This window comes from Sphingomicrobium lutaoense, from assembly GCF_014195685.1.
Lineage (GTDB): Bacteria > Pseudomonadota > Alphaproteobacteria > Sphingomonadales > Sphingomonadaceae > Sphingomicrobium > Sphingomicrobium lutaoense.
Map to the genome: position 1 here is coordinate 520132 of NZ_JACICF010000001.1, position 12492 is coordinate 532623.

Annotated in this window: 13 protein-coding genes; 6 read left to right on the forward strand and 7 right to left on the reverse strand. The window is 64.5% G+C overall.

All coding sequences use genetic code 11. From position 1 onward, the window contains the following. Window positions 1–120: 120 nt before the first annotated feature. Window positions 121–780 (reverse strand): LuxR C-terminal-related transcriptional regulator, encoded by a 660-nt coding sequence (locus FHS50_RS02470; RefSeq protein ID WP_322597108.1) that lies wholly within the window; start codon window positions 778–780, stop codon window positions 121–123. An 85-nt stretch (window positions 781–865) separates the two neighbouring features. After that, window positions 866–2014 (reverse strand): acyl-CoA dehydrogenase family protein, encoded by a 1149-nt coding sequence (locus tag FHS50_RS02475; RefSeq protein WP_183932804.1) that lies wholly within the window; start codon window positions 2012–2014, stop codon window positions 866–868. 104 nt (window positions 2015–2118) lie between these two features. Here FHS50_RS02475 and FHS50_RS02480 point away from each other — a divergent pair, with 104 nt between their 5' ends. Then, entirely contained in the window at window positions 2119–3234 is a 1116-nt protein-coding gene (locus FHS50_RS02480) for a CaiB/BaiF CoA transferase family protein (RefSeq protein ID WP_183932805.1), read from the forward strand. After that, window positions 3231–4388 carry an aminotransferase gene (locus FHS50_RS02485; RefSeq protein ID WP_343050582.1) on the forward strand — a complete coding sequence of 386 codons (1158 nt, stop codon included), beginning with the start codon at window positions 3231–3233 and terminating at the stop codon, window positions 4386–4388. The genes FHS50_RS02480 and FHS50_RS02485 overlap by 4 nt, the downstream gene beginning before the upstream one ends. On the opposite strand, the gene FHS50_RS02490 is transcribed toward FHS50_RS02485, so the two are convergent. Both FHS50_RS02490 and FHS50_RS02495 read right to left on the reverse strand, forming a co-directional pair. Next, entirely contained in the window at window positions 4385–5188 is an 804-nt protein-coding gene (locus FHS50_RS02490; protein ID WP_183932806.1) for an EAL domain-containing protein, read from the reverse strand. The genes FHS50_RS02485 and FHS50_RS02490 overlap by 4 nt on opposite strands. After that, window positions 5185–5580, reverse strand: coding sequence for a response regulator (locus FHS50_RS02495; RefSeq protein WP_183932807.1), 396 nt, complete (start codon window positions 5578–5580; stop codon window positions 5185–5187). Before FHS50_RS02495 ends, FHS50_RS02490 begins: the two co-directional genes overlap by 4 nt. 155 nt (window positions 5581–5735) lie before the next feature. On the opposite strand from FHS50_RS02495, the gene FHS50_RS02500 reads away from it, so the two are divergent. Both FHS50_RS02500 and msrA read left to right on the forward strand, forming a co-directional pair. Next, window positions 5736–6437, forward strand: a complete 702-nt coding sequence (locus FHS50_RS02500) for a PilZ domain-containing protein (RefSeq protein ID WP_183932808.1) — start codon at window positions 5736–5738, stop codon at window positions 6435–6437. 67 nt (window positions 6438–6504) lie between these two features. Then, on the forward strand, window positions 6505–7056 hold the full coding sequence (msrA, locus tag FHS50_RS02505) for a peptide-methionine (S)-S-oxide reductase MsrA (protein WP_183932809.1): 552 nt from the start codon (window positions 6505–6507) through the stop codon (window positions 7054–7056). Here msrA and FHS50_RS02510 read toward each other — a convergent pair. Then, a complete protein-coding gene (locus FHS50_RS02510) occupies window positions 7028–7951 on the reverse strand; it encodes an L-threonylcarbamoyladenylate synthase (protein WP_183932810.1) in 924 nt (307 codons plus the stop codon). The genes msrA and FHS50_RS02510 overlap by 29 nt on opposite strands. A gap of 45 nt (window positions 7952–7996) precedes the next feature. On the opposite strand from FHS50_RS02510, the gene FHS50_RS02515 reads away from it, so the two are divergent. Beyond that, entirely contained in the window at window positions 7997–9667 is a 1671-nt protein-coding gene (locus tag FHS50_RS02515) for an acyl-CoA dehydrogenase family protein (protein ID WP_183932811.1), read from the forward strand. On the opposite strand, the gene FHS50_RS02520 is transcribed toward FHS50_RS02515, so the two are convergent. Further along, window positions 9664–10017 (reverse strand): GntR family transcriptional regulator, encoded by a 354-nt coding sequence (locus FHS50_RS02520; RefSeq protein WP_183932812.1) that lies wholly within the window; start codon window positions 10015–10017, stop codon window positions 9664–9666. The two genes, FHS50_RS02515 and FHS50_RS02520, sit on opposite strands and share 4 nt — an antisense overlap. Before the next feature lie 41 nt (window positions 10018–10058). Further along, the gene (locus FHS50_RS02525; RefSeq protein WP_183932813.1) at window positions 10059–10649 is read right to left on the reverse strand and encodes a nitroreductase family protein; all 591 of its coding nucleotides are present in this window, start codon (window positions 10647–10649) and stop codon (window positions 10059–10061) included. 132 nt (window positions 10650–10781) lie between these two features. Between FHS50_RS02525 and FHS50_RS02530 the strand changes: the two genes are divergently transcribed. Continuing rightward, window positions 10782–12398, forward strand: a complete 1617-nt coding sequence (locus FHS50_RS02530; RefSeq protein ID WP_183932814.1) for a peptide MFS transporter — start codon at window positions 10782–10784, stop codon at window positions 12396–12398. Window positions 12399–12492 lie beyond the last annotated feature (94 nt).

Sequence of the window (12492 nt, forward strand, 5' to 3'; positions counted from 1 at the left end):
GTCGGCGGCAGAGATGAACCGTCGCACACCCTAGCCAGCGGGATTGGCAGGTATAGCGCCCAGTTCGCATCATGCACCGGGCTCACAAGGCGGCGCCAGATGGACCTTGGTCGGTAGTGCCTAAAGGCCCGCTTCGACCGCCACCCGAACGAGTTCGGCGCTCGACTTCAACTCGAGCTTCTCCATCACCAGCCCGCGATGCATCTTCACGGTCTTTTCCGACAGCCCCAGTTCGTGCGCGATCTGCTTGTTCCGCAGCCCCGCGGCGACCAGCGTGGTCACTTCCTTCTGCCGCGGGCTCAACCGCTCGATCATCTGCTGCGCCTCGCTCAAGCGCCGCGACGGCGGCCCCGGCGCATCGCCGCTCAACTCGACCTGGCTGCCGAGGAAATAGCGAAGCGCATTGTCCTCGTCATAGATGGGCGCGACCAGCACCGCATTGCGAAAAGGCGTGCCGTCCTTCTTGTAATTGAGAATCTCCACCAGCACGGGCCGATGCTCGCGCACGCTCTCGCTGATCGTCTCCGACAACCAGGTCTCGGTCTTGGGACCCGCCAGGAAACGGCAATTGCGCCCGAGAATTTCCTTTTCCGAATAGCCCGTGAGCTCGAGAAAGGCCGGGTTGGCAGCGACGATGGGATTGTCGGGAAGGCGCGGATCGGAAACCACCGACGCCACGGGGCTGTCGGCAATCAGCGCGACCACCCAGTCATCGGGGTGGATCTTCTCGATCGGAACGCTCGGCTCGGGATGCGGCGCAATGGGGCTCGGGTCCGTCACCTTGTCACCAATCTCCAATTTTCCTGCCGCCCTCGATCATAACGGGCGGCGGGTGGCGGTGGCAATGCGCGCCGGTTCAGCCGGTTCAACTGCCATCCCCCACTTCGCGCGCCACCATTTCCTTCATGATTTCCGAGGTGCCGCCATAGATGCGCGTGACCCGCGCGTCGCGCCACAGACGGGCAATCGGATATTCGTTCATATAGCCCGCTCCGCCATGCAGCTGCAGCGCTTCATCGGCGAGTTCGCCGAGCATTTCGCTGTGCCATAATTTTGCGGCGCTCGCTTCGCCGGGGCTAAGCGCACCTTCGACATGGCGCGCGATCGCCCAGTCGAGATGCGCCCAACCCACCTGCAGGCGGGTCTTCATCTCGGCGAGCCGGAACCGCGTCGCCTGGAAAGCCGCCACGGGCTTGCCAAAGGCCTGCCGCTCGCTGGTGAACGCCAAGGCTTCGTCATAGGCGCGCTGCGCGGCGGCCTGCGCATTGACCGCGATCGACAGACGCTCCTGCGGTAATTGGTCCATCAGCATGGAAAAACCGCCATTTTCCGCGCCAAGCAGGCGGTCGGCGGGAAGCCGGACTTCCTCGAAGAAGAGTTCGGAGGTGTCATTCCCCTTGAGGCCGATCTTGTCGAGCCGCTTGCCCCGCGTGAAACCTGCATCGCCTTCCTCGACGAGGAAAAGCGACAGGCTGCGCGCGCCTTCGCCATCGCCTGTCTTGGCCGCGACGATCACCAGGTCGGCCATCGCTCCGTTGGTGATATAGGTCTTGGCCCCGCTCAATCGCCAGCCATTGCCCTCGCGCACCGCGCGGGTGGTGATCGCCTGGAGATCGCTTCCGGTGCCGGGTTCGGTCATGGCGATCGCGCTGATGGTGCGACCTTCGACCATCGCGGGCAGGTAGCGTTTCTTCTGCTCCTCGCTGCCATAATGGACGAGATAATCGGCAACGATGTCGGACTGGAGAGTGAAGCCCGCTTGCGCTCCGGCCCAGCCCAGTTCCTCGCCGATCAGCGCATTGGCGCGAAAATCCATGCCGAGCCCGCCATAGGCATCGGGTACCTGCGGGCAAAGCATCCCAATCGCGCCTGCCTTCCGCCACAGCGCGCGCTCGACTTGCCCCTCGGCTTCGTGCCGCGCGGTATGGGGAGCGATTTCCTCGGCAATGAAACGGCGGACGCTGGCGCGAAAGGCCTGCTGCTCGTCATCGTAAAGGGGCCGCTCGGGGATCATCGACCAAGGCTAGCAAGCGGGCGCGCCAGCACAAGTGCCGATCGTGTGCAAAGGCTCCGAAAGGTAGCTTGCGGCGGCCAGCGGCGGCCTCCATGCTGCGCGGCATGACAGGGCCGCTTTCGGGACTGCGAATCATCGAACTGGCGGGGCTGGGACCCGGCCCCTTCGCGGCGATGATGCTCGCCGACCATGGCGCCGAGGTGATCCGGATCGAGCGCGAAGGGCTGATTTCGGTGCCGGGCGATCCGATGCTGCGGGGCCGCCGCTCGATCGCGCTCGATCTCAAGTGGGAGCACTGCCGAACCGCTTTTACACGGCTGGTGGAAAGCGCCGATGGCCTGATCGATCCCTTTCGCCCAGGAAAGCTCGAGGCCCTGGGTCTCGGCCCCGATAGGCTCCAATCGCTCAATCCACGACTGGTGATCGGCCGGATCAGCGGCTGGGGACAATATGGGCCGCGCCGCGACGAGGCAGGGCATGACATCAATTATCTCGCGCTCTCGGGCCTGTTGGACGCGATCGGGCCCGCCGACCGCCCGGCGGTACCGCTCAATCTCGTTGCCGATTATGCGGGCGGGGGAATGATGCTGGCTTTCTCGATGGCCGCCTGCCTGCGCGAAATGGCGGCAGGGGCAGACAAGGGTCGCGTGATCGACTGCGCAATGAGCGACGGCGCCGCGCTGGTCGGTAGCCTGATGTTCGCGCTTCGCAACGCAGGCCAGTGGACGCACGCCCGCGAAGCCAATCTGCTCGACGGGGGCGCGCCCATCTATGGCTGCTATCGCTGCGCCGACGGCCGCTTTCTCGCGCTGGGAGCGATCGAACCGCAGTTTCACCGCGAATTCCTCACGCTTGTCGGCCTTGTCGATGATCCGCGCTTCGCCAGTCTCCTCGACCGCAATCAATGGCCGGTGCAGCGCGCGGCAATTGCCGCCGCGATCGAAGCAAAGCCGCTCGATCATTGGACCGCCATCTTCGAGGGCAGCGATGTCTGCGTCACGCCCGTCCTCGCGCTCGACGAAGCGGTGCGCGATCCGCATCATGTCGCGCGCGGCTCCTTTGCCGAAGGTGCTCTCGGGCCGGTGCCCGCGCCCGCTCCGCGCTATGGCCCCGAACCCGCCCCGCTCGCGCCGCCGCACCGCCCTGGCGCCGATGGTGCCGCGGTTCTCGCCGAACTCGGCTTTGACGAAGAAGAAATCGAGGCCATGCTGTCCCCATGAACCGGATGAACAGACTCTACGAAGCCATTGACGTCAGCGTTTTCGAACGGATGAGCCAGGCCGCTGCCCGCCATGACGCAGTCAATCTGGGGCAGGGCTTTCCCGATTTCGGCTGGCCCGACGCCATCCTCGAAGAAGCCGCACGCGAGGTTACCGGCGGGTCGAACCAATATCCGCCTTCGCGCGGCATTCCGGCACTGCGCCAGACCGTGGCCGACCATTATCGCCGCCATTACGGCCATGACCTCACGCCCGATCATGTCGTGGTCACCAGCGGCGCGACCGAGGCGCTGGCAGTGATCGCGCAGGCGCTCGTTTCGCCCGGCGACGAGGTGATTATCTTCACCCCGGCCTTCGATGCCTATGAACCGATGGTGCGAAGGGCAGGGGGCACGCCTGTCGAGGTGAAGCTCGACGCCCCGGACTTCCGCATCGACCGTGCCAGGCTCGAACAGGCGGTCGGCCCGCGATGTCGCGCCATCATCCTCAACAATCCGCACAACCCGACCGGACGGCTGTTCGACCGCGAGGAATTGATGGCGGTTGCCGAGGTCGCCGAGGCGCATGACCTCATCGTCGTCAGCGACGAGGTGTGGGAGCATATCCTGTTCGGCGAGGAGGATTTCATTCCCTTTGCCAGCCTGCCCGATATGGCCGCGCGCACGATCAAGTGCGGCTCCGCGGGCAAGATCTTCTCGCTCACCGGCTGGAAGGTGGGCTGGCTGGTCGCCGATCCCGACCTTGCCTCGATCGCGGCCCGAGCGCACCAGTTCACCACCTTCGCGACGCCCCCCAATCTCCAGGCCGCGGTGGCGAAAGGGCTGGGGCAGGACGACTGGATTGCCCCGATGCAGGACGGGTTTCGCTCTTCGCGCGACCGAATGCTGCGCGGCCTTGAGCAGGCGGGCTACCGCGCCATCTCGCCCGCGGGCACCTATTTCATGACCGTCGATCTTGCTGCTTCGGGGATCGCGGCGGACGATGAGACATTTGCGCGCCGAGCGGTCGAGGAGGCGGGGGTCGCGGTGATCCCCATGTCGCCTTTTTATATCGACGATCCCGACCGCCACATGATCCGGCTCTGCTTTGCCAAGCGCGATGCAACGCTCGACGCGGGGCTCGCAGCGCTCGAACGCGCGGCCAGGTTCTTCTAGGGTGCGATCATCTCGTCCCAGCCGGCTTCCCATTGCTCGATCCAGCCCGGTAGGTCCTCGGCAAGCAGTGGCTTGCTCACGCCATAACCCTGCGCGACATCGCATTCCATCGCGCGAAGAAGCTGGATCTGTTCGCGCGTCTCCACGCCCTCGCAGGTCGCCGACAGCCCCAGTCCATGCGCCAGTCCGATCATCGCCTCGACGATCACTCGGCTGTCCATCGAACGGGTCGCATCGGAAATGAAGAAACGGTCGATCTTCACTTCGGTAAAAGGCAATTGGCGTACCAGCTTCATGGTCGAATAGCCGGTCCCGAAATCGTCGATCGCCAGCCCGATCCCCTTGATCCGGAAGCGCGTCAGCGTGTCCATCAGATTGACCAGCGATTGGGTCGAGCCTTCGGTCAATTCCAGCACCAGGCATTCGGCGGGAACCCCATGTTCCTCGCACTTGGCCTCGACGATATCGGGAAAATCGAGCGCATTGAGGTTCATCGCCGAGATGTTGAACGCCAGTTCGCACTCGATCCCCTTGGCGCGCCATTCCTTCCACTGGGTAAAACAGCGGTCGAGCCCGTAGCGCGTCAGCTGGTCGATCAGCCCATGCCCCTCGGCCAGCGGAATGAAGCGAGACGGCGGCACCGCGCCCATCTCGGGATCGTGCCAGCGCACCAGCGCCTCGACCCGCTTCAGCTTGCCCGTCGCAAGGCTGATCTTGGGTTGGTAGGCATAATGCAGCCGCTCGTTGATCAGCGCCCGTTCAAACCCGTCCAACAGCTTGAGATCGGGCGGAGCGGTCATCGCACCAGCTGCTCCCGAAGCTGGACCAGCAGCATCTCCAGCTCCTCGAGCCGGGCAGGCTTGGACACCGGCCCCACCATCTTCAGCCCCATTTCCTCGCCCAGGTTGAAGGCGCTTTCGAGGATGCGCCGGTCGAACCCCGAGATGATGAGAATCGGCTGGCACGCTTTCTGTTCGGCAAGGAAACGCAGCAGTTCGATCCCGTCCATGCCGGGCATCCCGAGATCGATCGCCACCAGTTCGGGGCTATCCTCGACGTAACAGCGGCGAAAATGCTCATGGTCATCGGCAATGATCGGCTGAAAGCCGCTGCTCGTGGCGGCCCCGGCAAGGAATTCCGCCAACGCAGGTTCATCGTCGATCAGGAGCAGCCTCGGCTGCGTTTGCGTCATAAAGTCCATCCTACTCGCCAGCTATAGCTTCAATTCGGCGCAATAATTCCTTCGTTCGATTGTAGGCTGTCCGCCATTTCGTGCAATGGAAACGGCTTTTTAACCTTCGAAGTTCAAATTTACCTCCATTCTAGGTCTTTTGTGGGGAGAACGCCATGTTGGGTGCGCTCTTGGGGAGAAAGCGGCACCGGCCGTTCGGTCAGGACAATATCGCTTTCGATTCCACGATCTTCACCCTGTCGACCGACGTCCCGCGCCCTGTCGAGCGGCGCGTCGACGAGCGGGTCATGCCGATGCTCCGCGTCGCCAAGGTGGAAACCGCCGAGGGCCGCGAAATCCTCGTGCGCGTGCGCAATCTCTCGGCCGGTGGTCTCATGGCCGAACTCTCGCAGCAGATTCCCGTTGGCGAGGAAGTGTCGGTCGAACTCAACAGCCAGAAGATTCCCTCGACCGTGGTCTGGACGCGCGAAGGCGCCGCGGGCTTCAAGTTCGGGCGCAATCTCGACCTCGGCGAAATGCTCGCAGGCCGGAAACCGCGCCACGGCTTCCGCCCCCGCCCGCCGCGCCTCAAGGTCGACTGCAAGGCCAATCTCAAGATCGGCAGCACCTATTACACCGTCTCGGTGCAGGACATCTCGCAAGGCGGCATCAAGGTCGAGCCGGTCGAGGAATATTGCCTTGGCAAGAAAGTCGTCATCGTCGTCGAGAGCCTCAAGCCCATCAAGGGCGAAGTGCGCTGGTATGCCGATCGCCGCGCGGGCATCGTCTTCGACCGCCCGCTGGGCTTCGAGGAATTGGCCGAATGGATGGGCAAGCGCCTCGAAATGGCGAGCCTTCGCGCCTCGCAAAATCGCTAGGGCCGCCCTTTAACCCTGCCTCAAGGCCCCTTATCTTCGCTCCTCGACAGACGAAGAAAGGCGCCCCATGGCCCAACAGACGATCATTCTCGCAAACGGCTGCTTCTGGTGCAGCGAAGCGGTCTTCCTCGACGTGATCGGCGTCGAAAGCGTCGAAAGCGGCTATACCGGCGGCGACATGGTCAATCCGACCTACCGCCAGGTCTGCGGCGGCGACACCGGCCATGCCGAAGCGGTCAAGGTCGTGTTCGACGACGAACAGATCAGCCTCGATGATCTTCTCGACATCTTCTTCGCCACCCATGACCCCACACAGCTCAACCGCCAGGGCAATGACATCGGCCCGCAATACCGCAGCGCGATCTTCACTTCAGACGTCGCGCAGGTCGATGCCGCGCGCCGGGCGATCGCCCGCGCCAATGCCGAACATGACGACAAGGTGGTGACCACCATCGAACCGCGCGGCGAATGGTATCCGGCCGAGCAGGAACATCGCGACTATTACGCCCGCGAAGGGAGCAACAATCCCTATTGCATGGCGGTGATCGCGCCCAAGCTCGCCAAGTTCCGGAAGAGCTTCGCCGAGCGGGTCAAGTCCGGGGCGCCGCAGCCCTCCTGAGCCGGTCACGGATCGCGGCGGCGAGCCCGTCGCCCGGCACCGGCGCGACCGCGATGCGCGGATAGGGCGAGGCATCGGCTTCGTGCAGAGCGGCGAACAGGCGCGCCGCCGCGCTCACCGGGTCCTTGCCCAGCGCCAGTTCGCCTTCGACTTCGCCATAGCCGATGAGGATTTCGCCTTCTTCGGCTTCCCGGGCATCGAGGCGAAGCGGCTTGGAAGGCGCATAATGGCTTTCCATCTGGCCCGGCGCCTCGATCGTCCCGCGATCCTCCTCGACCGCGTCAGCGACATCGATCGGCCCCCGCCGGAGCAGGCGCAGCCTTCCATCGGTCGCGGCGATGATGGTCGATTCGATTCCGCGCTTTGCCGCCCCGCCATCGAGGATCAGCGCGATCCGGCCTTCGAGGCTCTTCTTCACATGCGCCGCGGTGGTCGGACTGATCGACCCGCTGGCATTGGCCGAGGGCGCGGCAAGCGGCCGCCCCACCATCTCGAGCAGCATGCGCATCGCCGGATGCGCGGGAATGCGAATGGCAATGGTCTCGAGCCCCGCGGTCACGATGTCGGCAATGCCAGCATCCTCGCGCTTGGGCACCACCAGAGTCAGCGGGCCCGGCCAATGCCCTTCGGCGAGCGCGCGCGCCTCCTTGCTGAAGATGCCGATCCTCTCGGCGGCGCCAAGGTCAGGAACATGGACGATGAGCGGATTGAAGCTCGGACGCCCCTTGGCTTCATAGATGCGCGCCACCGCTTCGGCATTGGTGGCATCGGCGGCAAGGCCATAGACGGTCTCGGTCGGCACAGCGACGGGCAGGCCGTCGCCGATCAGCGTGGCGGCCTCGATCAGCGCCCCCTCACTTGCACTTCGGATTTCCGTCCTTAGAAACTTGGCCATCGCCCGCGCTATGGGCGCTAACGACATCGCCCGCAAGGAGGTAGCATGCCCTTTACCGTTCCGGTCGCTGACCAGGCCCGCCTCCTCGAACATGTCGTCGGGATCGAAGGGTTGGCGCAGCATGAACGCTTCGCCCATGCCGATCCGGAAACGGTCGAAGCGGTGCTCGAAGGCGCGGCCAGCTTTGCTGAAGGCGAATTCCTCCCGCTTCACCGGATCGGCGACGAAGTGGGGGCGAAGCTTGAGGACGGGGTGGTCACCATGCCGCCCGGCTATCGCGAAGCCTATCGGGCCTTTGTCGATGCAGGCTGGATGACGCTGTCGGCGCCCACGGATTTCGGCGGCCAGGCGATGCCGCTCGCACTTTCGGCGGCGCTCATGGAAAATCTCAACGCGACCAATATCGGCTTCGCACTCTGCCCGATGCTCAGCCTCGGCGCGGTCGAGGCACTGGAAGCGCATGGCTCGGACGAGTTGAAGGCGCGCTATCTCGATAAGATCGTCTCGGGCGAATGGCCCGCGACGATGAATCTCACCGAACCCCAAGCCGGCAGCGATGTCGGCGCGCTCACCAGCAAGGCCGAACCCGCCGGCGACGGCAGCTGGCGGATCAGCGGGCAGAAAATCTACATCACCTATGGCGAGCATGACCTTGCCGACAATATCATCCATCTCGTGCTCGCGCGCACTCCGGGCGCCCCCGAAGGCACGCGTGGCATCTCGCTTTTCCTCGTTCCCAAGATCCTCCCCGACGGCAGCCGTAACGACCTGGTCTGCACGGGACTGGAAGAAAAGCTCGGCATCCATGCCTCGCCGACCTGCGTGATGCGCTATGGCGAAAATGGCGGAGCAACCGGCTGGATGGTCGGGCCCGAAAATGGCGGGATGCGCGCGATGTTCACGATGATGAACAATGCCCGCCTCAATGTCGGGCTGCAGGGCGTGGGTCTTGCCGAACGCGCCACCCAGGAAGCGGTCGCCTATGCACTCGACCGCACGCAGGGGATGCGCGGCGGGCGCCCCACCGCGATCGCCGAACATCCCGACGTGCGGCGGATGCTGATGCGCATGCGCGCGCTCACCATGGGCGCGCGGGCGCTCTGCTATTATGCCTTCGGTTGCATCGACAAAGGCGAAACGGGCGATACCGAAGCCGCGCTGCGCGCCGAGGTGCTCATCCCGATGGCCAAAGCCTGGTCCACCGATGTCGGGGTCGAGGTCGCCAGCCTCGGGATCCAGGTCCATGGCGGGATGGGCTATATCGAGGAAACGGGTGCCGCCCAGCACTTACGCGATGCGCGCATCGCGCCCATCTACGAAGGGACCAACGGCATCCAGGCCGCTGACCTCGTCGGCCGCAAGCTCGGGCTCGACGGCGGGCTCGCCTTCGACGGGCTGATTGCCGATGTCCATGCCGACACGCAGGACGAACGGCTGATGGCGCTCGCCGATGTCATCGAACAGACCGCGACCATGCTGCGCGAAGCCGCGCCCGACCACAAGCTGGCGGGCAGCTATCCCTTCCTCGACATGTGTTCGGTGATGGTAGCGGCATGGCTGTTGGAAAAGGTCGCGATCGCGACCGACGATCCGCGCACGAAGGCGGCGTCCGAATATTTCCTGTCGGTGCTGGTGCCCGAAGCGCTGGGCAAGGGCGCGGCTGCCAGCGCGGGCGCCGAAATCCTCTACAGCGTTCCCGCCGAAACGCTCGCCTAGGCCTGCTCGCGGTCGAGAAGCTCGGCGGGCGAAATGCCCAGCCGCTTCATCCGTGCGCGGATTTCGGGCCATTCGTCCTTGATGAAACGGTCGCGCTCGCGGCTCTTGAGCTTGGCGCGCGCCCCGCTGGCGACGAACATCCCGACGCCGCGCTTGACCACGACCAGCCCATCGTCCTGGAACCCCTGGTAGGCCTTGGCGACCGTCAGGGGGTTGGCGCCCTGCTCGGCGGCGAGGGCGCGGACCGAGGGCAGGGGATCGCCGTCGCCATAATGGCCGACGAGGATCGCATCGAGGATGACCTCGCGGATGCGAACGTAAACGGGCTTGTCCTGATTTCTAAGCGTCATGCTGACTTAATACAGCACCGCGCAAAATCTGGCAACCCGCTCTAGTCGCGGGGCGGCTCCCAGCGCGTGACCAGCTCGCTCGGGTCGGGGCGGTCGCGCTCCTCGAGTGGCTGGCACGGGCTGCCGATGAAGAAAAAGCCCGCGATCCGCTCGCCTTCCTCGCAGAAAGCGCGGGTGACCATCGGGTGATAGGCCTGCGCACCCGTGATCCATCCGCCGACGAAACCGTGGGCATGGACGGCGTGGAGAAGGTTCATCCCCGCCGCGCCGCAGGTCAGTTCCTGTTCCCAAACGGGGATCTTGTGCGCGCGAACGGGGCTGGAGACGAGGACGATCAGCGCCGGTGCATGATGCGCCTTGTCGAGCGTCTTGGCGACCTTGGCGTCATGCGCGTCGGGGTCCTCGTCGAACAGGGCGCGGGCAAAGAGGTCGGCCAATGCCTGACGCTGGTCACGCTCGACGATCACGAAGCGATAGGGAACCAGCTTGCCATGGTCGGGCGTGCGCGCGGCCAGTTCGAGAATATGCGCCAGCTGTTCCGCATCGGGGCCAGGCGCAACCATGTCGCGCGGACGCCCCGAACGGCGCGTTTCAAGATGGGCCAGCAGGCTCGATCGATCGTTCAATTCCATGCGCGCCCGTGTCCCAAGCGCCACAGGAAATTGCAACAACACTCTTCACTTCACGCATTTCGTCGCTAGGGTGCGGCATCTTTTTGTCGCAATGGTACGGGCCTCGGCGGTCCGCGCCAGTGGGAGGTTTTTATGGCTAACACGAACGCAGTGGCCCCCTCGGGGCTGCCCGATGGTGACAGCGCAGGCACCATCTTGGGACACCCCAAGGGGCTGTTCGTCCTGTTCTTCGCTGAAATGTGGGAGCGCTTTTCCTATTACGGGATGCGCGCCCTGCTCATCTTCTATCTCGTCCAGCACTGGATGTTCTCGGATAGCGATGCCTCGATCATCTACGGCGCCTATACCGCGCTCGTCTATATCGCCCCGGTGGTGGGCGGCTATCTCGCCGACCGCTATCTCGGTCAGCGAAAGGCCGTTCTGTTCGGCGCGATCCTGCTGACCTTCGGCCACTTCTTCATGGCCTTCGAAGGCGATGGCGGCCAATCGAGCTTCTTCATCAATATCTTCTGGCTGGCGCTGGCGCTGATCATCGTCGGTTCGGGCTTCCTCAAGGCCAACATCTCGGTGATGGTCGGACAGCTCTATCCGCGTACCGACATCCGCCGCGACCCCGCCTACACGATCTTCTACATGGGGATTAACATCGGTGCTGCGCTGGGTTCGCTGCTCTGCGGCTATCTCGGCATGCACCCCGACTTCGGCTGGTCCTACGGCTTCGGCGCTGCCGGCATCGGGATGCTCCTCGGCCTCATCGTGTTCGTCTGGGGCAAGCCGCTCCTGCTCGGACGCGGCGAGCCGAAGAATCCCGAACTGCTGAAGGAACGCACTGTCGGCCTTCCGCGCGAATGGACGATCTACGGCGCCGGTCTCGGCATGGTCGCCATCTGCTGGCTGGCCATCCAGTATCAGGAACTTGTCGGCTGGGTGCTGGCGATCTTCGGCCTCGGCCTTGTTGCCTATGTGCTCTACATCGCCGTCGGACGCCTCTCGCGTGACGAACGCGACCGCATCTTCGCGGCCATGTTCCTCATCTTCGTGTCGATCGTCTTCTGGGCGCTCTTCGAACAGGCGGGCTCCTCGCTCAACCTGTTCACCGACCGCCATGTCGACACGGGCGGCGTTCCCGCTGCCATGTTCCAGTCGATCAACGCGATCTACATCGTGCTTCTCGCACCGGTGTTCGCCGCGCTCTGGACCTGGCTCGCCCGCCGCGGCTGGGAACCCTCCACCCCGATGAAGTTTGGCCTTGGCGTGATCCAGGTCGGCCTCGGCTTCCTCGTCCTCGTGTGGGGCGCGCAGGCCGTCGGTCTCGGGGTCGCCACCCCGGTGATCTTCATCTTCCTCATCTACCTTCTGCACACGACCGGTGAGCTCTGCCTCTCGCCCGTGGGTCTCAGCGCGATGAACCGCCTGTCGCCCGGGCACATGGCCTCGCTGATCATGGGCACCTGGTTCTTCGCATCGGCCACCGGCAACTTCGCCGCGGGCCTCATCGCCGCCGCCACCGGCGCCGAAGGCGTGGGCGAGGAAGCGGGCAAGCAGGTCGTCATCGACGTCTACTCGACGGTCGGCTGGTATGCCGTCGGCATCGGCGTCGTGGTGATGCTGGTCTCGCCCTTCGTGAAGAAGCTGATGCATCTCGACACGCTCAAGGACGACGATGATCTGGCGGGTACCGCCGAACTCGCCGAACCGGCCGCGCCGGGCATGCATCCCGAAGAGGAAACCGCGCCGCGCACCCGCTAAGCGGACGGCCGGTTTCAAAAGAAGAGGGGCGGCGTTCGCGTCGCCCCTTTTTCTTTGCCCCAAACCTCGCCATGGTGCGCCTCCCATCAGGCCA

Excerpts from the sequence above, each read along its gene's own strand:
- FHS50_RS02475 (WP_183932804.1), bottom strand. The coding sequence starts at position 2,014 with ATGATCCCCGAGCGGCCCCTTTACGATGACGAGCAGCAGGCCTTTCGC.
- FHS50_RS02480 (WP_183932805.1), top strand. The coding sequence starts at position 2,119 with ATGACAGGGCCGCTTTCGGGACTGCGAATCATCGAACTGGCGGGGCTG.
- FHS50_RS02485 (WP_343050582.1), top strand. The coding sequence starts at position 3,231 with ATGAACCGGATGAACAGACTCTACGAAGCCATTGACGTCAGCGTTTTC.
- FHS50_RS02490 (WP_183932806.1), bottom strand. The coding sequence starts at position 5,188 with ATGACCGCTCCGCCCGATCTCAAGCTGTTGGACGGGTTTGAACGGGCG.
- FHS50_RS02495 (WP_183932807.1), bottom strand. The coding sequence starts at position 5,580 with ATGACGCAAACGCAGCCGAGGCTGCTCCTGATCGACGATGAACCTGCG.
- FHS50_RS02500 (WP_183932808.1), top strand. The coding sequence starts at position 5,736 with ATGTTGGGTGCGCTCTTGGGGAGAAAGCGGCACCGGCCGTTCGGTCAG.
- msrA (WP_183932809.1), top strand. The coding sequence starts at position 6,505 with ATGGCCCAACAGACGATCATTCTCGCAAACGGCTGCTTCTGGTGCAGC.
- FHS50_RS02510 (WP_183932810.1), bottom strand. The coding sequence starts at position 7,951 with ATGGCCAAGTTTCTAAGGACGGAAATCCGAAGTGCAAGTGAGGGGGCG.
- FHS50_RS02515 (WP_183932811.1), top strand. The coding sequence starts at position 7,997 with ATGCCCTTTACCGTTCCGGTCGCTGACCAGGCCCGCCTCCTCGAACAT.
- FHS50_RS02520 (WP_183932812.1), bottom strand. The coding sequence starts at position 10,017 with ATGACGCTTAGAAATCAGGACAAGCCCGTTTACGTTCGCATCCGCGAG.
- FHS50_RS02525 (WP_183932813.1), bottom strand. The coding sequence starts at position 10,649 with ATGGAATTGAACGATCGATCGAGCCTGCTGGCCCATCTTGAAACGCGC.
- FHS50_RS02530 (WP_183932814.1), top strand. The coding sequence starts at position 10,782 with ATGGCTAACACGAACGCAGTGGCCCCCTCGGGGCTGCCCGATGGTGAC.